We start from the raw sequence: 22,951 nt of genomic DNA on the forward strand, positions 1-22,951 counted from the left end.
GCACAGGGCCCCGTCACGACCTTCCAGGAGCGACCGGTATGGCTGTTGCGGCACCCCAGAAGATCACCACCTTCCTCATGTTCGAGGGCCGGGCCGAGGAGGCCATGGCCTTCTACACCTCGCTGTTCGACGACGGCCGGATCATCACCATGACCCGCTACGGAGCCGGCGAGGCCGGCCCCGAGGGCACCGTGCAGGTCGCCGTCTTCCAGCTCGCCGGCCAGCGGTTCATGTGCATCGACAGCCCGGCCAAGCACGAGTTCGGCTTCACCCCGGCCGTCTCGCTGTTCGTCGACTGCGCGGACGAGGCCGAACTCGACCGCCTCTACGCGGCCCTCTCCGACCAGGGCGCGGCACTGATGCCGCTGGGCTCCTACGGCTTCAGCCGCAGATTCGGCTGGGTCAACGACCGCTTCGGGGTCTCCTGGCAGCTGAACCTGCCCTGAGGAACGGTTCGTTCCGAGCGGAGCGCAAGACTTCGGTCAATGTCGTCGGCGCGGGGCACGGGTGGCCGGTACTGGTCCGAACCAACACTGGCGTTCGCGCTAGTGTGCGCACGTGAACCTTCATGTCGTCATTGGCTATGGACCCGCCGGGGCTGCGACGGCCCGCCTGCTCGCCCAACAGGGCCACTCCGTAAGGGTCATCACCGCGTCGGGCCGTGACCCGGAACCCGGCATCGAGCACCTCGCGCTGAACGCGACGGACAGTGCTCGGCTGACCGAAGCCGTGCGGGGCGCCACCGCCCTCCACAGTTGCGCCGCGCCGCCGTACCAGCACTGGGCGACCGGCTGGCCCCCGCTGGCCGAGTCCCTCTGCGCCGCGGCCGAGGAGACCGGGGCCGTGCTGGTGCTGCTGGGCAACCTCTACGGCTACGGCCCGGTGGACCGCCCCATGACCGAGGACCTGCCGCTCGCGGCGACCGGCCCCAAGGGGAGGGTGCGCGCCGCGGTCTGGGAGCAGGCCCGGACCCTGCACGAGCAGGGCCGCATCAAGGCGGTCGAGGTACGGTCCTCGGACTTCTTCGGGCCCGGAGTGACCGACGGCGGCCACCTCGCCGCCCGGGTCCTGCCCCCGCTCCTGCGCGGCAAGCCGGTCTCCACGCTCGGCGACCCGGACGCCCCGCACAGCTGGACCTACCTCCCCGACGTGGCCCGGGCCATGGTCGAGGTCGCCGGCGAGGAACGCGCCTGGGGCCGGGCCTGGCACGTCCCCACCGAGCCCCCGCTGTCCGTCCGGGAGATGACCGCCCGGCTCGCCGCCCAGGCGGGCACGGCACCGGTACCGGTCCGCCGGCTCCCCTCGGCCGTCCTGGCCGTGGCCTCCCTCTTCTCCCCGCTGATCCGCGAACTGAAGGAGATCCGCTACCAGTTCGACCGCCCGTTCGTCGTCGACACGAGCGCCTACGAGAAGGAGTTCGCCGTCCGGGCCACCCCCCTCGACGAACAGCTCAAGGCGACCGTGGACTGGTGGCGCGCACGCCTGGCGACCCCAGGGTCACCCCGGTGACCTCGACGAACTCCACAGAGGACCCGCGGGGAACACGGCGCGAGGACATCGCGGTGGTGGGCATGGCGTGCCGCTTCCCCGGGGCCCGGAACGTGAACGAGTACTGGCGGCTGCTGACGGCCCCACGGGCCCAGTTCTCCACCGTTCCGGACGAGCGCTGGCGCGGCGCCGCCTTCCTCAGCGAGGACTTCCGGGACGCGGCGTCCACGTACACGGACACCATGGCGCTGCTCCCGGACGTCGGCCACTTCGACGCGGCGCACTACGGCATCCCGCCGCGCCGGGCCAGGGCGATGGACCCGCAGCACCGGCTGCTGGTCGACCTCGCCCGCGAGGCGATCCAGGACGCGGGGTGGGAGGCCGACGGCTTCGACCGCGAGGAGACCTCGGTGATCACCGCGCTCACCGAGAGCGGCTACCGCGAGCTCAGCACCATGCGGATCCGCATGCGCCAGCTGGCCGGAGGCGAGTTCGGCGCGCCGGCGGCCGGCCTGCCCTGGCAGGAGACCGTCCGCGGGGTCGACGGACTGCACGGCACCTCCGTCGCCGGGCTCCTGCTCAACATGGGCCCGAACACCATCAGTTCGGTCTTCGACCTGCACGGCGAGAGCTACGCGCTGGACTCGGCGTGCTCCGGTGGACTCATGGCCGTGGCCAACGCCGTGTACGCCCTGCGCGCCGGACGCACCCGCATCGCCCTCGCGGGCGGCGCCCAGCTGGTCCTGACCCCCGACCTGCTGATCGGGCTGTGCCGGATCGGCGCCGTCTCGCGCAGCGGCAGGTGCCTGCCGTTCGGCGCGGAGGCCGACGGCTTCGTGCTCGGCGAAGGCGCCGGGGTACTCGTACTGCGGCCGCTGGCCGACGCGCTGGCCGCCGGGGACCGGGTCTACGCGGTGATCAGGGGTGTGGGAACGGCCAACGACGGGACCGTGCACGGCGGTCTGCACCCCCAGGCGGCCGGCCAGCTCCGCGCCCTGCGCCGGGCCTACCGCGACGCGGGCCTGGCGCCGGACGCGGTGGGCTATCTGGAGGCGCACGGCACCGGCACCACGGTCGGAGACCCCGTGGAGCTCGCGGTCCTGCGCGAACTCCGCGGCGAACGGGCCGCCCCCGCCTTCATCGGCGCGGTGAAGGCGGTGGTGGGGCATTCCCTCAACTCCGCCGGCGTCGCCGGGCTCATCAAGTCGGTCCTGGCCGTGCAGCGGGGAGTGGTCCCGCCGCAGCCCGCGTTCGAGCTCGGCGACCGTGCCGCACTCGACGCCGCGCACCTGACCGTCCCGACCGAGCCGGTCCCCTGGCCGGGCGGCGGCCTGCCGCGCCGGGCGGGAGTGAGCGCCTTCGGCTTCGGCGGCACCGGGGTCCACATGGTGGTGGAGGAGTGCCCCGCACCGTCGCGGGCCCGCCCGGAACCCGCCGGGGGACCGCACCTGCTGGTGCTGAGCGCCCGCGACCGGGCCGGACTGGCCCGCTACGCCGCGGACCTCGCGCGCACCCTCACCGAGGACCGGCCGTCGCTGTCCGCCGTGGCCGACACCCTGGCCCGCCGGACGCCCCTCGGCGAACGTCTCGCCGTACGGGCGGGGGACACCGCCGACGCGGCAGCCGCGCTGGCCGCCGCGGCCGAGGCGCTGGAGTCGGGCAGCCGGGGCACGGCCGGGGAACCGGAGGAGGCCGTCGCCGTCCCGGCGGCGGAGCGCACACCCCCGTGCACCCTGCCGCCGAGCCCGCTCGCCCCGCGCCGGCACTGGGTCGTGGACGAGTCGGCGCGCGAGCCGGCATCCGAGCCCGCACGCGGGCCGGTACCCGAGCGGGCCGCCGCCCCGGCCGTACCGGCGCAGCCGACGCCGGAGGCGGGCGTGCCCGGGCCGGTCCCCGTACCGGCGGCCGACGCCGCGCGGATCGTACGCGAAGAGGTGGCGCGGACCGGGGTCTATCCGGTCTCCGACCTGCACGAGCACATGCGGCTGGTCACCGACCTCGGCTTCGACTCCCTGATGCGGCACGAGCTTGAGGTCCGGCTCGGCGAGCGGATACCCGGCTTCCGCACCGAGGAGATGCACTCGCCGGAGCTCACCCTCGGCCGCCTGATCGCCCTCGTCGACCCCCACCGCACGGAACCGGTTCCGCAGCAGCGGGCTCCGGAACCGGCCCAGGACCGGGCTCCGGCCGTCGTCGTACCGCCGCCGCGGGAAGCCCGGCCGGAGTGGGAGGCGGGGACCGCGTGCGTCGACGACTTCCCGGAGGTGGCCCGCTTCGAGCGGCAGCTGGCCGCGGTCACCGGCAGCGGCGCGGACTACCCCTACTTCCGGGTCCACGAGGGCACCATCGGTGACACCACGGTCATCGGCGGCCGCCCGTACCTGTCCTTCGGCAGCTACAACTACCTCGGGATCTCCGGCCATCCGGCGGTCAACGAGGCCGTGAAGGAGGCGGTGGACCGCTACGGGACCTCCGTCTCCGCCAGCCGTGTGCTCTCCGGCGAACGGGAGGTTACGGTCCGCCTGGAGCGGGCACTGGCCGCCTTCCTCGGCGTCGGGGACTGTCTGACGCTGGTGAGCGGCCACGCCACCAACGTCACCGCGATCGGGCACCTGGTCGGCGCGGGCGACCTGGTGCTGCACGACGCCCTCGCCCACGACAGCATCCTGCAGGGCTGCGCCCTGTCGGGGGCGGCCCGGCGCCCCTTCGCCCACAACGACACCGATCAGCTGGAACACCTGCTGCGGCTCAACCGGTCCCGCTTCCGCCGGGTCCTGATCGCCGTCGAGGGCGCGTACAGCATGGACGGCGACCTCGTCGACCTGCCGGCCGTGATCGAGCTGAAGAAGCGTTACGGCGCCCTGCTGATGGTCGACGAGGCGCACAGCATCGGCACCGTGGGTGAACGCGGCCGCGGGGTCGGCGAGTTCTTCGGAGTGGACCGGTCCGGCGTGGACCTGTGGATGGGCACGTTGTCCAAGGCCTTCGCCAGCTGCGGCGGTTATCTCGGCGGCTCGGAGCGGATGGTGCGCTGGCTGCGCCACACGCTGCCGGGCTTCGTCTACAGCGTCGGCCTGACCCCGGCCAACGCGGCCGCGGCCCTGGCCGCCACCGAGCTGATCACCGCGGAACCGCAGCGGGTCCGGGCCCTGCGGCGGAACGCCGATCTCTTCCGCGGTCTGGTCGCCTCGGCCGGTCTGGCGACGGGCTCCAGCGCCGACACCCCGATCGTGCCGTGCATCCTCGGCGACTCGGAGAGGACCCTGCGGGTCGCCGACGGGCTGTTCCGCCGCGGGGTGATCGCCGACCCGATCTTCCATCCGGCCGTCGAGGAGGGACTGTCGAGGCTTCGGTTCTTCCTCACCGGCGAGCACCACGAGGAGGACATCCGGCGTGCCGTCGCGGTCCTGGCGGAGGTGGTGGCGTCCACCCGGGTCCGGGGGGTGTTCTAAGCGCTCCATCTCAGATCAGGGTGCGTTCGATGCGGTGGAGCAGGGCGCTCTTCCCGGGGTCGCCGGGCCGTTCCGCCTCCCCGGCCGGGGGAGTGGCGTGCAGCTGCTCGGCGTTGCCCAGCCGCTGGGAGAGCAGGTAGGCGATGATCTCCGCCTCCTGTTCCTGGACGTCGTCATACGTCGCGCGCAGGAGCATGTCGCGTACGAGTTCGGGGTCGAGGTCGGGGAACAGGAGGCGGGCGGCGGCCTCGTCCAGTCCTCCGGCCCCGCGATGGCAGCAGATGATGTGGCCCAGCTCGTGCAAGATGATGTGCTCCTGATGCGCGCTGGTGGTGTTGGCGTCGTAGAAGATGAGGTCCTCCTCGCGCGCGGCGACCCACATGCCGCACGGATGGGAGGAGGGCATCTGCATCGGGACCAGGAGGATGGGGCGGCCGCGCACCTCGCCGAGGTGGCGGCACAGTTCGGCGACGTCGGCCACCTCCGGCAGCCCGAGCTCGGCGAGCCGCTGGGCCCCGGCCTTCCGGAGCCTCTTCAGCTGGCTGCGCCGGTCCTGGCCGCCCGGCCGCTCCTTCCTGGAGCCCCAGAGTCCGGTCATTCCGGGTCGGTGGAGCCGGAGACGGAGCCGGAGACGGAGCCGGAGGGGGAGACGGAGTCGGTGGAGTCGGTGACCGGCGGAAGACCCTGCATCTGCCGGTACTGGTCCATGATGGCCGTGATGGCCTGGAGGTTCTCCTTCTTCATGCCGGCCGCGCGCATCGCCACCGCGCGGACGCCGGACTGCCGCAGCGCCTCGATGGCGGCGAGCTGGCTGGTCACCGACTCGGCGACCTTGTCGTCGAAGAAGTAGGCGACGGAGACCCCGAAGAAGCGCGCCAGGGCGGCCAGGAGGTCCGGTGAGGGGTTGCAGCGCTTCCCGGTCCGCAACTGCGACAGATAGACACCACCGACCTTGAGTTCGGGGTTGGCCCGCTTCAGTTCCTCCGCCACCTCGGCGTTGGTCCAGTGTCTGCCCTTGGGGCGGACCGTCCTGAAAAGGTCGTCCAGACGCACGGCGAGCAGGGGTCGGTCGTCGGTCTCGGTCATGGTGAAGCTCCCTCCCGTCACCTCCTCGGAATAGCCCTTGGCTATACGCCAGTTTCACAGATTAGCTGTCAGTTGACAATTGGCCTGAACTCCGCCACGGTTGGAGTCCGCCGATAGCTGGCAGCTAACTTGGCTCACGGGGGTCGCCAAGTTGGCTGTCTGTGACGTCGGTTGAAGTCGGGTATGCCGGACCGGCCCGGTCCTCGGGGGGATGGGCCGGGCCGGTCCGGACGGGGCCACCCGTCCGCCCGACGGAACGCGGGGGGAAACGGGGGATGCCCGCCCGGTTTGACGGGGGATGCAAACCGGGCGGGAGCTCTCAACTCGCGTTGCCGAGTTTACTGTAGGCGGATGCGACTTTGGTGAGCCAGGCCACCTCCGCCGTGAAGTTGTCGGTATCGCGGTCCTCGAAATCGCCCGCGTCCTTGTTGTCGTGCGGGATCGTTCCGGTCCGCTTCGCCCGCAGGGCCTGCTTGATCTGCGCGGCTTCGGTGAACGCCTGGCGCGACTCCTCGTTCCCCTCCGTGCCCGGACCGCCGGAACCGGGGGCGGCACGATCGATGTAGGGGCGCAAATCCCGCCACCCGTCCCGTATTTCGACCACCCGGCGGTGCAGCCGGTAGTCGAGGTCCGAGACCGACGGCCCCGGTGGCTCCAGCGCGATGTCCGGAGAGGCCTCGTACAGGTCCCGCCAGAGCGGGTAGAGGGCCCGGTACGACCGGTACGAACGGCTCCACCCCAGCAGCCGGGCGACCCCGGGCCCCCAGGAGGAGTTGGTCAGGCTCAGCGACAGGATGACGATGCCGGTCGCGCTGAAGAGGTTGGAGGCGAGCTTCCAGGCGCCGATGTCGGCCCCGGCCGCCGCCGTGAGGATGTTGACCGTCCTGGCCGTGCAGTAGAGGAACAGGACCACCGCGGCGACCGACAGCATCCGCAGGGCCTGCCGCAGCGAGGCGTTGTCCGTCATCTCGGCGTACGGCCCGCACTGCCGGAAGATGGTCACGCACGGCACCGCCTGGGAGACGATGAACGCCAGCAGGTAGACGAGGACCAGCGGCCGGCCGCTGCCCGTGTCGAAGTCCGAGGCGGGCCGCCCGGGACCGTCGGCGAGGAGGAAGAGCGCGGTCAGCGCCACGTTCAGCACGATGCCGGTGGTCAGCCACCAGCGCGTCTTGCGGACCGCGACCTCGTCGGAGGCGGCCCACCGCAGCAGGATGATCTGCGCGCTGACGCAGAAGGCGACCGCCGACAGGTGCATCAGGAGGATGGCGAGGTTGCCGACGCCCAGGAAGGTCCCGCCCCCCATCGCGACGGCACCCATCGTGAAGGTGAGGCACTGGAGCAGCAGGGTGACGATCAGCGCCCGGTAGGCGCTGTCCTTCCAGCTGCGCCGTGCCTGGGAGAGCCGGTACGCGAGCGCGGCGTACGAGGAGAGCGCGGCGATGCCGAAACAGAGTGTTCTGATGGTGTTCAAGGCCTGGGTTTCCTACGGGTCCTGCAGGACGTGGGGGGACGGTCCGGCCGGGCGGTACGTCCGGGGGAGGCCGGGGCGGGGAGGCCGGACCGGCGGTGACCGGGTCGGGGGAGGCTCAGCCGGTCTTCTCGTCGAGGGGGACGACGAGCCCGATGCTCTCGGCCGCCACGGCGATGGCGTAGTCGAAGAAGGCGGCCTCGTCCCGGACGCTGTCGTGCGTCCGGCTGAAGACCTGGAAGACCAGGAGTCCGATCAGATTGCTCCACAGCACGATGCCGCGTTCGACGATGTCCGAGAACGGTGCCTCGGGCACGCCGCCGAACGCCTCCACGGCAGCCGGCAGGAGCAGCGGCGGACCGGGCACCGCCCGTCGCGGCGGGGTCAGTTCACCGCCTTCGAGCGCAGCCCGGACGATGCCCGCGAGCACCGCGGGGGTCCGGGCGGCGGACGGCACCGTGTCCTGCGGGGCGTGGTAGCCGGGCACGGGGGAGCCGTAGATCAGCGTGAACTCGGCCGAGTGGGCGAAGGACCACTCCCGCAGCGCCCGCGTGACCGCGAGCAGCCGGGCACCCGCCGACGCCCCCGCCTCCCGTGCCGCCTCGTCGGCCCGCTCCATGGCGGCGCCCGAGGCGTCGTAAGCATCGATGATCAGTGCGGTCAGCAGACCGTCCCGGTCCGGGAACACGGCCTCCACCCCGGCGACGCCGAGCCCGGCCTCGCGCGCGACCCCGTCGAGGGAGAGCCCGCCGGCCCCCGTCTTCACCAGCAGCTGCCGCGCAGCACCCTTGACCGCGCTCGCGGCCGTCATGTCACCGTCATTCGAACTGATTGCGGAAAGATCCATGCCGGAACCGTACCCGCCGCATCTCCGGCCCGTGAGCGCGCCGTCCACGAACTCCCGGCCCGCCGGGCGGAATCCGGCCACCTCGTGCCGGACGGTCCGTGGGGGCCGGGGCGGCGGTGTCTACCAGCCGAAGCGGCGGTCGACCACGGCGGCGAACTCCTCGAAGGTCAGCACGCGGTCGCCGTTCTGGTCGGCCGCGTCGAAGAGGGCGGAGGAGTCCTCGGCGCCGCCGACGCCCCAGACGGGAATCACGCCCTGGGCGGCGAGGGTCGGGCCCTTGGCCAGGAGGGCACCGATGACCTCGGCGCGGGTCAGGGTGCCGTCGCGGTCGAGATCGAGCGCGTCGAAGAGTATCCGTGCCTTGTCGCTCATCGCGTGTCCTGTTCCCCGGAGCCGTACGCGCCGTGTCGGCCGGCGCGTCCTGTGGAGAGGGACGCCCGGCCCGCCGGGCTGGTTGCCTCCCGGGGAGGGGAGGGGAGGGGAGGGGAGGAGCGAGCCGAAGGGGAAGAGGGGGAGACGGGGGGAGGGGAGGGAACGACGCCGACGGGGGCGTACCGGCCGGGGGAACCGGTACGCCCCCGTCAGGGAGTGCGTGTGGTGCTGCGGGGCGGGGCCCCGTGCGGGTCGGTCAGGACCGGCCCGCGGTCTCCGGCTCGCGGTCGCCCGCCGCCGCGCGCGCCGCGATCTGCGGGTTGCGGGACTTCAGGACCGCCCAGCCGATCGCCAGGCAGGCCGCCCATCCGGCACCCACGTAGAGCGAGATGCGGCTGTCCGGGTCGATCGCGATCATCGCGGTGACCAGCAGCAGGAAGCCGACGGCGATCCAGCTGCACACCGTGCCGCCGGGGGCCGGGAAGGAGGAGGCCGGCAGCTTGCCGGCGACCACCGCGCGGCGGTAGCGGATGTGGCTGACCAGGATCATCAGCCAGGTCCAGATGCCCGCCGCGGTCGCCACCGAGGTGACGTAGCCGAAGGCCTTCTCCGGGACGACGTAGTTGAGGACCACGCCGATGCCCATCAGGGCGGCGGAGAGGGTGATGGCCACGGCCGGGGTCTTGGTGGAGCTCAGCTTGCCCAGCAGCTTGGGCGCCTCGGAGTTGGCCGCCAGGTCGCGCAGCATGCGGCCGGTGGAGTACATGCCCGAGTTGCAGGAGGACAGGGCCGCGGTGAGGACCACGAAGTTGACGATGGCCGCGCCCGCCGGGATGCCGATCTTGGCGAAGGCCGCCACGAAGGGGCTGACGCCGGGCTGGAACTCGGTCCACTTGACGACCATCAGGATCACGCTGAGGGCGCCGACGTAGAAGACGATGATGCGCCAGGGCAGGGTGTTGATGGCCTTGGGGAGCGTCTTCTCCGGGTTCTCCGACTCGCCCGCGGTGACGCCGACGAGCTCGACGGCCAGGTAGGCGAACATGACGCCCTGCAGGGTCATCAGGCTGGAGCCGACGCCCTTGGGGAAGATGCCGTCGAAGGCCCAGAGGTTCGACACGGCGGCGGTGTCACCGGCGGCGCTGAAGCCGAAGGTCACCACACCGATGCCGATCACGATCATGCCGATCAGGGCGGTGACCTTGACCATCGAGAACCAGAACTCGATCTCGCCGAAGATCTTCACCGAGATCAGGTTGGCGACGAACAGCACCACCAGGAAGATCAGGGCGGTGGTCCACTGGGGCACGCTGGGGAACCAGTAGTGCATGTAGATCGCCGCGGCGGTCAGCTCGGCCATGCCGGTGACCACCCACATCAGCCAGTACGTCCAGCCGGTCACGAACCCGAAGAACGGACCGAGGAACTCGCGGGCGTACTCCGCGAAGGAACCCGAGACGGGCCGGTAGAGCAGCAGCTCGCCGAGCGCCCGCATGATGAAGAAGACGATCACGCCGGCGAGGGCGTACATCAGGATGAGACTGGGTCCGGCCTTCGCGATGTTCGCGCCCGCGCCCAGGAAGAGGCCGACGCCGATGGCGCCGCCGATGGCGATCATCTGGACCTGGCGGCTGCCGAGCCCGCGCTCGTAGCCCTCCTCGGGCGCGCCGCCCGTGGTCCCGCTGTCGTCGCCCTTGTGCATGTCGACCTGCGTCGAGGTCATGTGTGGTGCGCCTTTCCGCTCCATGCCGACCCGCGCCGTTCTCGATCGCGGATCGGGTTCCGATCCCCCGGATGGTGATGGAGTTGCTGCCGGCGATCGGCCGGCCCCAGCGCCCCTGCTCGGACATGGGTGGTCCGGCAGGCGGTCGTGAAGATGTACCACGGCGTCCGGCAGGTGACTGTGGGGCACATCACCGGCAATTCGGCTATTCCGCCGTGACCAGGCCGAAAGACCCTTGTGTGGTGATCCGATCGTTATCCGGATCTGAGCCTCCGCTGAGCGAACACGGGATGACATCCAGGCAACACGTGCCGCCCCGGGCACCCGCCCGCTCGCTACCGGCGCGTAGCGTGAGGAAGGCGCTCGGTGAGCCCGCCCCGCGCCCGCACTCCGCGCCCCTCGCGCGCCCTTGCGCCGTCGCCGTGAGGTGGACGAAGGTACGACTTCCGAGAACGCCAGGGCCGTACGTACGCACGGGGAGAACGCGCGGTGACCGAACCGAACCGGGGAGACGCCGGCCGCCAGGAGCCGTCGGAAGGGCTCCGCGAGCTGCACGAGGAGTTACGGCGCCGCGATGCGGAGCTCCAGGGGCTCCGGGGACAGCTCGGCACCCTGTCCGGCGGCCTGGAGGAGCTGGGCGGCCAGACGGACCGGCTCACGGCCAGGGTGCGGAAGATAGGCACGGCCACCGAGGAGCTCCGGACGGGCCTGACGACCGCGCAGACCGAGATCGGCCGGATCCGGACCGACCTGGAGGCGTTCCGCGCGCGGTACGACCGCGACCAGGCCGTCCTGGCCGCCCACTTCGAGCTGGACCGGCTGACGGAGGAGTGGCGGGCCAGGTTCGGGAACCGGGACAGGGTGCGGTCCCTGGCCCGCGGCCTGGTCCGGCAGCTCACCCCGAAGCTCGTGGCCAGGGGGGTGCTGGGCACCGGCACCGTCCGGACCGCCCTGGAGGAGCACCTCGCGCACGACCCCGAGTTCTGGCTCGTCCACGCCGCCCTGTCGGTCGTGGCCCGGCTCGACGGCGACGACCTCGTCTTCGGGCACGAGAGCCACGCCCAGCTCCTGGACCCCGGCAAGGCGCACCTCTTCTTCGCGCTCGCCGCCGCCAGGACGGGCGACCACGGACGGGCCGGCACCTCGATGGACCGCTATCTGCAGAGCGCCGTGGACCCCGAACGCCTCGGCCGGGACTTCCTCGTCGTCCTGGACGCGGTGGCCAGCCAGGAGCTCGGTGACCAGGCCCACGGCTACGTCCGCCAGGTGATGGTCCACTGGGCCGGGGAGGCCGGGGTCGGCGGGAAGGTCTCCCGGGCGAGCACCCGGCGCTGGGGCGCCCAGCTGCAGACCCTGCTGGTCCCGCCGGACGACCGGTTCGACGCGCTGGGGGCGGCGTACGAGGGGGACTGGGCGGAGCTCCGGGAGGGGCTGCGGCTCGCCACCGTCACCACCGCCACCCTGGAGCACCTCGGCAGGGAGTTCCCGCCCCCGGGTCCCGCGGCCCCCTCCCGCTACGCGGAGGCGGCCATCGACCGCCTCATCCGCCACATGGAGCCCGACGAGGCAGCCCTGCACACCCGGATGGAAGCGCTGCGGCGGCTGATCGAGCACCGCGGCGACGAAGAGGCGGCCCTGCGGGACCACGCCCTGCGCCGGGAAGTGGACGCCGAGGTCATGGACTTCGCGACCCTGCTGGACAACGCGGTGTTCAAGCCCAGCCAGATCGAGCTCGGCGACGACGCCCGCCGCTTCGCGCTGCTGCAGGTGCTGCCCAACCTCGGTGCCGCGGCGGAGGAGATCGTCGCGGAGGCGCTGCGCCGCCGCCCGCGCGAGTTTCCCGTGGTCGTCGAAGGATGGCGGACCGTGCTGCCCGTGGACCCCCGGGCCGCGGTGGACGCCCCCGCGCTCTCCGCGGCCCTGGACGCCGACCTCCGGGCCCGGACCGAGGCGCAGGCCGACGCGGTGGACCGCAACCTCCCCCGCCGGGTCGGGGGCACGGCCGGCGGGCTGGCCGCCGCGGGTCTCGCCCCCGTCCTCGCGGCGGGCCCGCTGATGTGGCTCCTCGTGGTGCTCGGGGTCGCCGCCGGACTGTGGGGCCTGCTGGACCTCACGCGGGTCCCGGCCGAGCGCACCCGGATCCGTGCCGCGGGCGACGCGCGGCGCGAACGCGCCCGGCACCGCCTCGACGACGTCCTCAGCCGGCGCGTCCTCTTCTTCGCCGAGTGGAACGGGCACGAGGCCCGGCTGTCCGAGCTGCAGTCCTGGAAGCCGGCGGGCCGCTGAGATGACGCTGCATCCCGGCCGGGTCCTGGACCGGCGGTACCGGCTCGACGCCCGTCTCGGCAGTGGCGCGCAGGGGGCCGTGTGGCTCGGCCACGACCTGCGGCTCGACTGCCAGGTCGCGGTCAAGGTCGCCCTCCTCGACCGGGGTCCGGGGCGGTGCTCCGAAGAGCTCGCCCGCGCCGTCGAACGCTTCGGCAAGGAGGCCCGGGCCATGGCGCGGGTCCGCAAACACCCCCATGTCGCGGTCATCCACGACTACGGCGAGGACGGCGACACCCTCTACCACGTCATGGACTACATCGAGGGCACGCCCCTGTCGGCCCACACCGGCCAGGGGCGCCAGCTCACCCTGGAACAGACCGTGCGGTGGACCCGGCACATCTGTGCCGGCCTCGCCGAGGTGCACGCCGCCGGAGTGGTCCACCGGGACATCAAGCCGGACAACGTGGTCATCGACACCGCCGGATCCGCGCACGTGGTCGATTTCGGGCTGGCCCTGCTGCCCAGCGCCCCGCTCTCCCAGGGCCTGCCGATGGGCACCCCGCACTACACCGCGCCGGAACGCTTCGCCGGCCTGCGGGCGACGGTGCGCAGCGACCTGTACTCCCTGGGCTGCGTCCTCTACGAGATGCTGACGGGCTGGTCCCCCTTCGGCCACGTCCGTGAGCCGCTGGCCCTGGTGTGGCACCACGCGAGCCTGCCGCCGCAGCCGCCGCGGGCCGCCCGTCCCGGCATCCCCGCGGCCCTGGAGCGCCTGGTGATGGGCCTGCTGGAGAAGGCGCCGGAGCGGCGTCCGCCCGATGCCCCGGCCGTGGCGGAGGCGATCGGGGAGATCGCGTACTCCTCCGACCGGGGCGCCGACCCGTACGTGGACGCACGGCACGTCGCCGAGATCCAGGACCTGGAGCGGTTCATCCAGCGGAACGCCGAGGGGCCGCGCGCGGGGGACCCCGAGGTGCTCGACGCGCGCGCCAGGCACGCCCGGCTCACCGGGGAGTCCGGGGACCCGCGCGGAGCGGCCGCGCTCTACCAGCGGCTGGGGCAGGACTGCGTGCGCCTGTGCGGCCCGGGTGACGACCGGGCCTTCGAGGCGTACCGGGAGGCGTCCCGGTGGCAGGAGCGGACGGGTTGACCGGGGGGCGGGCCGCCGGGCCGTGCGCGGGAGCGGGGCGCGGGCCGGGCGGGTGAGCCGCGTCTCACCGGCGTGTCCGCGCTTGTCTATGCAACGAGTTGCATAGAGGATCGGGGTATGGCGCTCGAGCACGCGATCCTCGTCTCCCTGCTGGAGAAGCCGGGCTCCGGCTACGAACTGGCCCGGCGGTTCGAACGGTCCATCGGCTACTTCTGGACCGCCACCCACCAGCAGATCTACCGCGTCCTCAAGCGCATGGAGGGCGAGGGCCTGCTCGCTGTCCGCGAGGTCCCGCAGCAGGGCCGGCCGGACAAGAAGGAGTACTCCGTCGCCGGCCCCGGCCGTACGGCCCTCTCCGCATGGCTGCACGAGCCGATCGAGCCCGAGAGCCTGCGCCACGACCTGGCCGTCAAGATCCGCGGTGCCGCCTTCGACGACCCGGCCGCGCTGATCCGCGAGGTGGAGCGGCACCGGCAGGTGCACGCCGACCGGCTCGCCCACTACCTGGCGGGGGAGCTGCGCGACTTCACCGGGCCGCAGGCCCCCGTCCCCCTGGACCCCGGCCGGGAACTCCAGCACGTCGTGCTGCGCGGCGGCATCGCCTACGAGCGCATGTCGGTCGCCTGGCTCGACGACGTCCTCGCCACCCTCCGCCGGCTCGCCGCGGCCCGCTGACCGCGCCCGCCGCCGGCGACCCGTACGGCTCGTCACCCCTCATCCACCGACCCCCGGAAAGGCGGACCTCCATGGCCGACGCCCTGCTGTTCAACCCCCGCACCTACGACCCGGCGCACTTCGACCCGGAGACCCGCAGGCTGCTCCGCGCCACCGTCGACTGGTTCGAGGACCGCGGCAAGCGCAAGCTGATCGAGGACTACCGGGACCGCGCCTGGCTGGGCGACTTCCTCGCCTTCGCCGCCAAGGAGAACCTCTTCTCCACCTTCCTCACCCCGGCCTCCGCCGCCGGGCGCGAGGAGCAGCGCTGGGACACCGCCCGCATCGCCGCCCTCAACGAGATATTCGGCTTCTACGGCCTGGACTACTGGTACGCCTGGCAGGTGACCATCCTCGGCCTCGGCCCGGTCTGGCAGAGCGACAACGCCGCCGCCCGCGCCCGCGCCGCCGAGCTCCTCGCCCAGGGCGAGGTCTTCGCCTTCGGCCTGTCCGAGAAGACCCACGGCGCGGACATCTACTCCACCGACATGCTGCTGGAGCCGGACGGCGACGGCGGCTTCCGAGCCACCGGCTCCAAGTACTACATCGGCAACGGCAACAAGGCGGGGCTCGTGTCCGTCTTCGGCCGCCGCACCGACATGGAGGGACCGGACGCCTACGTCTTCTTCGCCGCCGACAGCCGCCACCCGGCCTACCACCTGGTCAAGAACGTCGTGGACTCCTCCAAGTACGTCAGCGAGTTCCGCCTGGAGGAGTACCCGGTCTCCGCCGAGGACGTCCTGCACACCGGCCGCGCCGCCTTCGACGCCGCCCTCAACACCGTCAACGTCGGCAAGTTCAACCTGTGCACCGCCTCGATCGGCATCTGCGAGCACGCGATGTACGAGGCCGTGACCCACGCCCACAACCGGGTCCTCTACGGCCGCCCGGTCACCGCCTTCCCGCACGTGCGCCGCGAACTGGCCGACGCCTACGTCCGCCTGGTCGGCATGAAGCTGTTCAGCGACCGCGCCGTGGACTACTTCCGCTCCGCCGGCCCCGATGACCGCCGCTACCTCCTCTTCAACCCGATGACGAAGATGAAGGTGACCACGGAGGGCGAGAGGGTCATCGACCTGATGTGGGACGTCATCGCCGCCAAGGGCTTCGAGAAGGACAACTACTTCGCCCAGGCCGCCGTGGAGATCCGCGGCCTGCCCAAGCTGGAGGGCACGGTCCACGTCAACCTCGCGCTGATCCTCAAGTTCATGCGCAACCACCTGCTGGAGCCGGTCGAGTACCCCGCCGTGCCGACCCGCCTGGACGCGGCCGACGACGACTTCCTGTTCCGCCAGGGTCCGGCCCGCGGCCTGGGCTCCGTACGCTTCCACGACTGGCGCCCCGCCTTCGACGCGTACGACGCGGTCCCGAACGTGGCCCGGTTCCGCGAGCAGGCGGACGCCCTGTGCGCGTTCGTCGCCACCATGGCCCCGGACGAGGCGCAGAGCCGGGACCTGGACTTCCTGCTCTCGGTCGGCCAGCTGTTCGCCCTGGTGGTCCACGGTCAGCTGATCCTGGAGCAGGCCGGTCTGACGGACCTGGACCGGGACGTCCTCGACGAGCTGTTCTCGGTCCTGGTCCGGGACTTCTCCGGCCACGCCGTCGAACTCCACGGCAAGGACTCCGCCACCGAGGAGCAGCAGGGCTGGGCCCTCGCCGCGGTCCGTCGCCCGGTCGTGGACGAGGCCCGCGCGGCCCGTGTCTGGGCCCGGGTGGAGGCCCTCTCCGGTGCGTACGAGATGGCGCCGTAGCGGAACGCCCGTGGTCCCGGAGGAGCAACCCGCCGGGACCACACGGGCGACTTGTGCGCTAAATGCGTAGAAAGTCCGTATTGCCTCCGTAGGGTGGGTCGGCAGCAGCCGGGCACGGAGGTGGCGCAGTGCGGCGATGGCGGGCTCTGATGGTGCTCGGCACCGCGCAGTTCCTGATGGTGCTGGACACCTCGGTCATGAACGTGTCCATCAGCGCCCTGGTGGAGGACTTCGACACCGATGTCACGGCCATCCAGGCAGTGATCACGCTGTACACCCTGGTGATGGCGGCTTTCATGATCACCGGCGGGAAGATCGGTGACATGATCGGGCGCCGCCGTGCGTTCACCCTGGGCCTCTGCGTCTACGGCGTCGGATCCGGCCTCACGGCGGTGTCGCCCGAGCTCTGGGTCCTCACGGTCGGCTGGTCCGTCATCGAGGGCCTGGGCGCCGCGCTGGTGCTGCCCGCGCTCGCGGCGCTCGTCGCCGGTGCCTACCAGGGCCGGGACCGGGCCGTGGCCTACGGTGTGATCGGCGGGCTGGCGGGCGCCGGCATCGCGATCGGCCCGCTGCTGGGCGGCTGGGTGACGACCTACCTCACCTGGCGCGTCGTCTTCGCGGGCGAGGTCGTGATCGTGCTCGCCATGCTCTGCGTGGTCCGCTGGATCACCGAGCCGCCGCCCCCGGACCGGCGCCCCCGTCTCGACGGCGTCGGCGTGGCCCTGTCCGCCCTCGGCCTGGGCGGTGTGGTGCTCGGCATCCTGCAGAGCTCGACCTGGGGGTGGCTGGAGCCGCGCGACGCGCCCTTCACCGTCCTCGGCTTCTCCCCGACCTTCTTCGTCATCGCCGCGGGCGGCGTGCTGCTGTGGCTGTTCCGCGTCTGGGAGCGGCGCCGTGAAGCCCGGGGTGAGGACCCGCTCGTCAGCTTCTCCCTGCTGGGCATCCCGCCGATGAGGGCCGGGCTCACCATGCTGCTCAGTCAGAACCTCATCCTGCTGGGCCTGTTCTTCGTCATCCCGCTCTACCTCCAGATCGTGCAGGGCCTCAACGCCTTCGAGACGGGCCTGCGGCTGCTGCCGGTCTCGGTCACGATGTTCGTCTCCGCGCTCAGCGGCCCTCTCCTCGGCCGGCTGGCCGGACCGCGGACGGTGGTCAGGGTGGGGCTGCTCGTCCTCCTCGCGGCGATCGTCTGGCTGCTGGCGGCGATCCAGCCGGAGCTCGACGACGCCCAGTTCGCGGCAGCGATGGCCGTGCTCGGCCTCGGCATGGGCCTGCTCGCCTCCCAGTTGGGCAACGTGGTGCAGTCCAGCGTCGAGGAAGGGCGGCGCAGCGAGGCCGGCGGACTCCAGTACACCGCCCAGAACCTGGGCTCCTCCCTGGGCACCGCGCTCATCGGATCGGTGCTGATCGGCGCGCTCGCCCTGGTCTTCGTCCGGGAGATCGAGGACAACCCGGCCATCTCCGACGCCGCGCGGGAGCAGACCGGGATCGCGATCGAGGGAGGGATCAGCTTCCTCTCCACCGACCAGGTACGGACGGCGGCCGAGGAGGCCGGAGTGCCCCCGGCGGAGGCTGACGCGTACGTGAACGAGTACGCGGAGGCGCAGCTCGGCGCACTCAAGGGGGCGATCCTGGTCGTCGGGGGCATCACCCTGGCCAGTTTCCCGTTCACCCGCCGGCTGCCCGCAGAGCCGCTCGGCAAGCCCGAGGCCGCCCCGGCGGGCACCTGACCCCGGCGGGCACCTGAGCTCGGTGCGACCGACCTCGGTGTGGCCTCGGTGTGACCGGCCTCAGTGCGACAGGGCCGTCTTCAGGCCCACGATCACCGCACCGAGCAGCAGGTTGACCACCGCCGCCAGGATGATCAGACGGCGTGGCGCACCCGCCCGGACCGCTCCCGTGACCGCCCAGCCGATCTGCCCGGCGAGGGCGACGCCGAGCGCGAACCACGCCGTCCCCTGGGGGCCGAGACCGAGCGGCTGACTCAGGGCGACCGCGACGGCCGGCGGCACGGCCGCTTTGATGAGGGGGTTCTCGTCCGCGCACACCGTGCGGAACTCGTGCCAGGTCAGCGGCTCGTTGGCCAGGGACGCGCCGAACAGGTGGGCGAAGACGTGCGCGGCCCAGAACACCACCCCGGTGCCGAGCAGCAGCACGATCAGCTCCACCTTCGGGAACTTGCCGAGCTCGCCCGCGCCCACGACCACGGAGCCGGCGAGCATCGACCCGTACACGGCACCGGAATAGTCGAACCGCCGGTCGGGATGCCGGCGCCGCCAGTGCCGGTGCGCTCCCGGGTGGTCGCGGCTCCCGCCCTGCACGGGCTGCCCGCCGACGGCGGCCCGGCCCATCGTCAGGGCGAGCCTGCGCACCGCGGCCCAGTTCATCGGCACCCCCGCCCGGACCCCGGGCCGGTGCCGGGGGAGCAGCACCCGCAGGGCGCGGGGCTCCACCCGGCAGCGCACCGGGGCGGGCATCGAGAGGAATTCGCCGTCCACCCCGACGCTGACGAGCGGGGCGTCCGAGTCCACCTCGACCTCCCGGGCCGTCAGCGCGGTCAGGCCGCTCGCCTGCCCGCCCCGCAGGATGCCGGCCGCCTGGGCGGCGTTGTTCACCTTCACGCCCAGCACGCCCAGGGTTCCGGTGTCCATGCGGGTCCGCCGCCCGAGCCCCGCCACGTCGCCGCGGCCGTACGGGTTGTTGCTCACCAGCACCGCCTGCGGCTCCTCGACGGTGGTCCCGTCGGCGCGCACGGTCAGCCGGGGCCCGGCGTGGCGGGCGAGCAGGTCCGGGAGCAGCGCCAGCGTCGTACGGATCTTGTCGTCGCGGTACGCCGGGCTCTGGACCACCTCCGCGTACGTCCCGAAGGAGGCGTTGTTGACGAAGGCGCGGTCCCCGATCCGGCCGAGGTCCACCCGCACCTCCACCCCGTCGGTCAGCGCGTCCAGACAGGTCGACGGGTCGTTCCGGTCCAGCCCGAGGTCCATCGCGAAGTGATTGCGGGTGCCTGCGCTGACCACCAGGAACGGCACGCCGCGCTCCGCGGCCACCCCGGCGACCAGGGCCTGGGTGCCGTCGCCGCCGGCGACCCCCACCAGGTCGGCGCCCCCGTCCACCGCCCGGCGGGCGAGTTCGGCGACGTCCTGGGGGTGGTCGGGGTCGAGGAGCACCACCTCGGCCCCCAAGGCCTCGGCCTTCTCCCGCAGGTGGAAGGTGCCCACCTTTCCGCCCCCGGAGCGCGGGTTCATGATCAGGAACGGGCGTTTCGGGGGCACCGCCCGGTGCTCGGGCATCCGGAACCGCCCCTCGTCGGCGAGCGCGGCCCGCCCGGCCGCCACGGCCAGGGCCCACAGCAGCACCGCGCTCAGCACGACCCACAGCAGGCCGGCGCGCGCGTACCAGACGATCACGGCCGCGGGCGCCGCCACGAAGAACAGCAGCGCCAGCCAGCGGACCGGGCCGCGGTGCGCCAGCACCAGCCACATGGCGGCGGCCGTGGCGGACACCCCGGCCAGCCCCACCACCAGCAGGATGATGCTCCGGAAGCCGGCGAACACCAGCATGACGACCAGAGCCGCCGCGCCGGACAGCAGCGCCAGCCGTGCCTTGGCGTGCATGCTCACGTGGTGGACCTCCGCTCGGCCGCGGGTTCCCGCAGGGAGGCCGTACGGCGCCCCTACGCGTCTGCCGTGTCTCCATTGAGCGCCGGACCGGGGCGGCGCGCATCGCCCGGCCCGGGCGACCTTCCCCCGGCTCCGGCGTGGCGATCACCGGCGGGGCCCGTGACCATGGAACGAGCCGCGCTCCCGACCAGGCCCGGCTCCGCCTCCCCTGGGGGGTTACCACCCATGACCCTGCCGATCACCCGCCTCCGAACGCCCCGCACGGACGTCGCCGACCTCGCGGACGCCCCCGGCGCCCCCGATGCCGCGGACGTCCGCGGAGGGCAGCCGCCCCCGCGTCCCGGAGCACAGCACCCGCGGTCCGGTCCGGATCCGTACGCCCCGCCCGACCCGCTGCTCGCCACCAAGCTCGCCGTGCCCTTCCCGGACCCCGGCCTGGTGCGCCGCCGGCGGCTGCTGGACCGGCTCACCCGGGCCACCCTGGGCCCGCTGACGGTCATCACCGGCGGCGCGGGCACCGGCAAGACCGCGCTCGCGGCGTCCTGGGTCCGGTCCGGGGCACCGCAGGGCCCGGTGGTCTGGCTGACGCTCGACGAGGACGACACTCCCGGCGTGTTCTGGGCGTACGTCCTGGAAGGGCTCCGGCGCGAGGGGCTCCTGACCGACGAGGCCATCGGCACCCCCGCCTGCCCCGACGGGGTCGACCGCGCCCTGCTGGTCAGGCTGGCCGCCGCACTCGAACGCCTGACCACACCCCTGGTGCTGGTCCTCGACGATCTGGACAAGCTGCCCGGCCGTGACGTCTTCACCGGCCTGCGGTTCGTCGCCGACCATGCCGGCCCGGCCCTCCGGCTGGTCCTCGTCGGCCGGGAGGACCCGCCGCTGCCGCTCCACCGCCACCGCGCCGAGGGCAGCGTCCACGAGATACGCGAGCAGGACCTGGCGTTCACCGGGCGCGAGGCGGCCGCACTGCTGCGGGGATCGGGCCCCGCTCCGGACGAGGAGGTCGTGGAACTGCTGCTCGGCCGCACCGAGGGCTGGGCGGCCGGGCTGCGCCTGTGCGCCCTGGCCATGGCCCGGTCCGAGGACCCGGCCGGCTTCGCCCGCTCGTTCACCGCCACCGAGCAGGCCGTCTCCGACTACCTCCTCACCGAGGTGCTCGCCGCCCAGCCGTTGCCCTCCCGGCGGCTGCTGCTGCGCACCGGCATCCTGCCCCGGGTCCACCCCGACCTCGCCGTCTTCCTGACCGGGCAGTCCGACGCCGAGCGGATCCTGCGGGACCTCGCCCGCGCCCACGCCTTCGTCGAGCCGGTCAACGGCACCCGGTGGTACCGCTTCCACCCCTTGTTCGCGGAGGTCCTGCGGGCCCACCTGCGCAGCGAGCGGCCCGAGCTGGAACCCCTCCTGCACCGTCGCGCGGCCCGCTGGTTCGCGGACCGGGGCCGGACCGCCGAGGCGGTGGACCAGGCCGCCGTCGGCGGCGACTGGCGCTACGCCTCCGCCCAGGCCGTGCAGCACCTGATGGTCGGCCCGCTGCTGGCCGGCCCCGGCGCCGCCCCGTCGGCCGAGACCTTCTCACACATGCCCGACGACACCCCCGGGACCGCGGCCGCCCTGGTCGCGGCGGCCTGCCGGCTGGCCCGCGAGGACACCGCCGGCTGCCGCGCCCGCCTGGCCCGGGCCGAACGCCGCATGATCCGCGAGGCCCCCCGCGCCGGCCCGGCGGAACTGCTCACCGCGGCCCTGCTGCGCCTCCTGTGCGCCCCCGACCACCTCACCGCAGAGGAGGCGGCCCACCGCGTCGCCGGACTCATGGCGCACGTGCCGCCCGAGGAACGCGTCCGGCACCCCGAGATCGAGCCGCTGCGCCTCTACGGCCTCGCGAGCGCCCTGCTGCGCGCCGGACGCCTGCGGCAGGCCCGGGCCGTGCTGGAGGAGACCGTCCGCTCCTGCACCGAGGACACCACGGCCCTGCTGCGCCACCGGTCGCTGGGGCGGCTCGCCCTGGCCGAGGCCGTCCAGGGGGCCCTGACCGACGCGAACGAGCACGCCACCGCCTCGCTGGAGGTCGCCGACCGGCACGGCATCCTCCAGGAGCACCGCTCGGCGGCGGCCGGGCTGGCCCTGGCCTCGGTGGCCCTCGACCGGAGCGAGGCCCACACGGCGACCCTCCGGCTCGACGAGGCGGAACTGCTGCCGGACGGATCCTCCGAGCCCGTCCTTCGCGCCGAACTCACCGTGCTGCGCGCGGAGGCCGATCTGGCCCTGGGCCGGTGGCAGGCCGCGCTCACCGCACTGGGGGAGCCGGGCGAGGCCGGTGCGCCCGGTCCGGCCGCCCGTTTCGCGGTCACGCGCGCCGCCGCCGCCCTGGCCCACGGGGATCCGGACGGGGCGGTCGCCGCCCTGGAACGCGTACCGGACGGCCCGCCGTCCTGCGCGGTGGCCCTCGCACAGGCCCACCTCGCGGCCGGACGCCCGGACCGGGCCCTGCCGTTGATCCGGGCCGCCGAGGACGCGGCGGAGGCGACCACGCCGGACCGGGTCCGGCTCGCCCTGCTGCGCGCCCATCACGCCCTGTTGGCGGGCGAGGAGGGCACCGCACGCGACCGCCTGGTCGAGGCCCTGGACGCCGCGCGTCCCGAGCGGCTCGTCCGCCCGTTCACCGAGGCCGGACCCTGGGTGCGGCACCTCGCCGGGGGGCTCGACGGGCGCCGCGAAGCCTGCAACTGGCTGGAGGCCGCCCCGCCGGACCGGGCCGGATCCCCCGTGGTGGAGGCGCTGAGCCCGCGCGAGCGGGAGGTGCTCGCCAAGGTCGCGCGGATGATGTCGACCGAGGAGATCGCCACCGAACTGCAGCTGTCCGTCAACACCGTGAAGACGCACCTGCGGGGCATCTACCGCAAGCTGTGCGTCTCGCGGCGGCGCGACGCCGTCGAACGCGCCCGCGAGCTGCACATCCTCTGACCTCCGCCGTTCCCTCCTCACCTCCCACGGGTGAGGCGCACG

General features: G+C 73.2%; 15 protein-coding genes and 1 pseudogene. 9 read left to right on the plus strand and 7 right to left on the minus strand.

The annotated features are described in order from the left end of the window. The first annotated feature begins 38 nt into the window (after nucleotides 1-38). The 3 genes from AC067U_RS18575 (at nucleotide 39) to AC067U_RS18585 (ending at nucleotide 4,940) form a co-directional block, all read left to right on the plus strand. Nucleotides 39-446 carry a VOC family protein gene (locus tag AC067U_RS18575; protein ID WP_478830796.1) on the plus strand — a complete coding sequence of 136 codons (408 nt, stop codon included), beginning with the start codon at nucleotides 39-41 and terminating at the stop codon, nucleotides 444-446. 112 nt (nucleotides 447-558) lie between these two features. Next, nucleotides 559-1,509, plus strand: a complete 951-nt coding sequence (locus AC067U_RS18580) for an NAD-dependent epimerase/dehydratase family protein (RefSeq protein WP_478830797.1) — start codon at nucleotides 559-561, stop codon at nucleotides 1,507-1,509. Further along, nucleotides 1,470-4,940 (plus strand): aminotransferase class I/II-fold pyridoxal phosphate-dependent enzyme, encoded by a 3,471-nt coding sequence (locus tag AC067U_RS18585; RefSeq protein WP_478830798.1) that lies wholly within the window; start codon nucleotides 1,470-1,472, stop codon nucleotides 4,938-4,940. The genes AC067U_RS18580 and AC067U_RS18585 overlap by 40 nt, the downstream gene beginning before the upstream one ends. A 10-nt stretch (nucleotides 4,941-4,950) precedes the next feature. Here AC067U_RS18585 and AC067U_RS18590 read toward each other — a convergent pair whose 3' ends face one another. From AC067U_RS18590 to AC067U_RS18615, 6 genes are all read right to left on the minus strand, one after another. Continuing rightward, the gene (locus tag AC067U_RS18590) at nucleotides 4,951-5,538 is read right to left on the minus strand and encodes an ImmA/IrrE family metallo-endopeptidase (protein WP_478830799.1); all 588 of its coding nucleotides are present in this window, start codon (nucleotides 5,536-5,538) and stop codon (nucleotides 4,951-4,953) included. Beyond that, on the minus strand, nucleotides 5,535-6,026 hold the full coding sequence (locus AC067U_RS18595) for a helix-turn-helix domain-containing protein (protein ID WP_478830800.1): 492 nt from the start codon (nucleotides 6,024-6,026) through the stop codon (nucleotides 5,535-5,537). Before AC067U_RS18595 ends, AC067U_RS18590 begins: the two co-directional genes overlap by 4 nt. A gap of 319 nt (nucleotides 6,027-6,345) precedes the next feature. Then, nucleotides 6,346-7,500 (minus strand): MAB_1171c family putative transporter, encoded by a 1,155-nt coding sequence (locus tag AC067U_RS18600; RefSeq protein ID WP_478830801.1) that lies wholly within the window; start codon nucleotides 7,498-7,500, stop codon nucleotides 6,346-6,348. A 115-nt stretch (nucleotides 7,501-7,615) separates the two neighbouring features. Continuing rightward, the gene (locus AC067U_RS18605) at nucleotides 7,616-8,344 is read right to left on the minus strand and encodes a TetR/AcrR family transcriptional regulator (protein ID WP_478830802.1); all 729 of its coding nucleotides are present in this window, start codon (nucleotides 8,342-8,344) and stop codon (nucleotides 7,616-7,618) included. A gap of 120 nt (nucleotides 8,345-8,464) precedes the next feature. After that, nucleotides 8,465-8,716 carry an EF-hand domain-containing protein gene (locus AC067U_RS18610; protein ID WP_478830803.1) on the minus strand — a complete coding sequence of 84 codons (252 nt, stop codon included), beginning with the start codon at nucleotides 8,714-8,716 and terminating at the stop codon, nucleotides 8,465-8,467. Between the two features lie 256 nt (nucleotides 8,717-8,972). Beyond that, nucleotides 8,973-10,439, minus strand: a complete 1,467-nt coding sequence (locus AC067U_RS18615) for an amino acid permease (RefSeq protein ID WP_478830804.1) — start codon at nucleotides 10,437-10,439, stop codon at nucleotides 8,973-8,975. Nucleotides 10,440-10,928: 489 nt separating this feature from the next. On the opposite strand from AC067U_RS18615, the gene AC067U_RS18620 reads away from it, so the two are divergent. The 5 genes from AC067U_RS18620 (at nucleotide 10,929) to AC067U_RS18640 (ending at nucleotide 18,052) form a co-directional block, all read left to right on the plus strand. Beyond that, nucleotides 10,929-12,725 (plus strand): hypothetical protein, encoded by a 1,797-nt coding sequence (locus tag AC067U_RS18620; RefSeq protein ID WP_478830805.1) that lies wholly within the window; start codon nucleotides 10,929-10,931, stop codon nucleotides 12,723-12,725. Between the two features lies 1 nt (nucleotide 12,726). Beyond that, complete coding sequence (locus tag AC067U_RS18625; RefSeq protein ID WP_478830806.1) at nucleotides 12,727-13,857, plus strand: serine/threonine-protein kinase; 1,131 nt, start codon at nucleotides 12,727-12,729, stop codon at nucleotides 13,855-13,857. Nucleotides 13,858-13,974: 117 nt separating this feature from the next. Beyond that, nucleotides 13,975-14,532, plus strand: a complete 558-nt coding sequence (locus tag AC067U_RS18630) for a PadR family transcriptional regulator (protein ID WP_478830807.1) — start codon at nucleotides 13,975-13,977, stop codon at nucleotides 14,530-14,532. 71 nt (nucleotides 14,533-14,603) lie between these two features. Then, the gene (locus AC067U_RS18635; RefSeq protein ID WP_478830808.1) at nucleotides 14,604-16,322 is read left to right on the plus strand and encodes an acyl-CoA dehydrogenase family protein; all 1,719 of its coding nucleotides are present in this window, start codon (nucleotides 14,604-14,606) and stop codon (nucleotides 16,320-16,322) included. A gap of 149 nt (nucleotides 16,323-16,471) precedes the next feature. After that, the gene (locus tag AC067U_RS18640) at nucleotides 16,472-18,052 is read left to right on the plus strand and encodes an MFS transporter (protein ID WP_478830809.1); all 1,581 of its coding nucleotides are present in this window, start codon (nucleotides 16,472-16,474) and stop codon (nucleotides 18,050-18,052) included. A gap of 603 nt (nucleotides 18,053-18,655) precedes the next feature. On the opposite strand, the pseudogene AC067U_RS18645 reads toward AC067U_RS18640, so the two are convergent. Further along, nucleotides 18,656-19,939: pseudogene (locus AC067U_RS18645) on the minus strand (diacylglycerol/lipid kinase family protein); the annotation flags it as partial. Nucleotides 19,940-20,170: 231 nt separating this feature from the next. Here AC067U_RS18645 and AC067U_RS18650 point away from each other — a divergent pair. Then, entirely contained in the window at nucleotides 20,171-22,909 is a 2,739-nt protein-coding gene (locus AC067U_RS18650) for a winged helix-turn-helix domain-containing protein (protein ID WP_478830810.1), read from the plus strand. The last annotated feature ends 42 nt before the right edge of the window (nucleotides 22,910-22,951 follow it).

It is taken from the genome of Streptomyces sp. NPDC043853 (assembly GCF_056436025.1).

Bases quoted from the DNA above. Each gene is read 5' to 3' on its own strand.
- AC067U_RS18575 (WP_478830796.1), top strand. From the start codon at position 39: ATGGCTGTTGCGGCACCCCAGAAGATCACCACCTTCCTCATGTTCGAG.
- AC067U_RS18590 (WP_478830799.1), bottom strand. From the start codon at position 5,538: ATGACCGGACTCTGGGGCTCCAGGAAGGAGCGGCCGGGCGGCCAGGAC.
- AC067U_RS18595 (WP_478830800.1), bottom strand. From the start codon at position 6,026: ATGACCGAGACCGACGACCGACCCCTGCTCGCCGTGCGTCTGGACGAC.
- AC067U_RS18605 (WP_478830802.1), bottom strand. From the start codon at position 8,344: ATGGATCTTTCCGCAATCAGTTCGAATGACGGTGACATGACGGCCGCG.
- AC067U_RS18610 (WP_478830803.1), bottom strand. From the start codon at position 8,716: ATGAGCGACAAGGCACGGATACTCTTCGACGCGCTCGATCTCGACCGC.
- AC067U_RS18615 (WP_478830804.1), bottom strand. From the start codon at position 10,439: ATGACCTCGACGCAGGTCGACATGCACAAGGGCGACGACAGCGGGACC.
- AC067U_RS18625 (WP_478830806.1), top strand. From the start codon at position 12,727: ATGACGCTGCATCCCGGCCGGGTCCTGGACCGGCGGTACCGGCTCGAC.
- AC067U_RS18630 (WP_478830807.1), top strand. From the start codon at position 13,975: ATGGCGCTCGAGCACGCGATCCTCGTCTCCCTGCTGGAGAAGCCGGGC.
- AC067U_RS18635 (WP_478830808.1), top strand. From the start codon at position 14,604: ATGGCCGACGCCCTGCTGTTCAACCCCCGCACCTACGACCCGGCGCAC.
- AC067U_RS18640 (WP_478830809.1), top strand. From the start codon at position 16,472: ATGGTGCTCGGCACCGCGCAGTTCCTGATGGTGCTGGACACCTCGGTC.
- AC067U_RS18650 (WP_478830810.1), top strand. From the start codon at position 20,171: ATGACCCTGCCGATCACCCGCCTCCGAACGCCCCGCACGGACGTCGCC.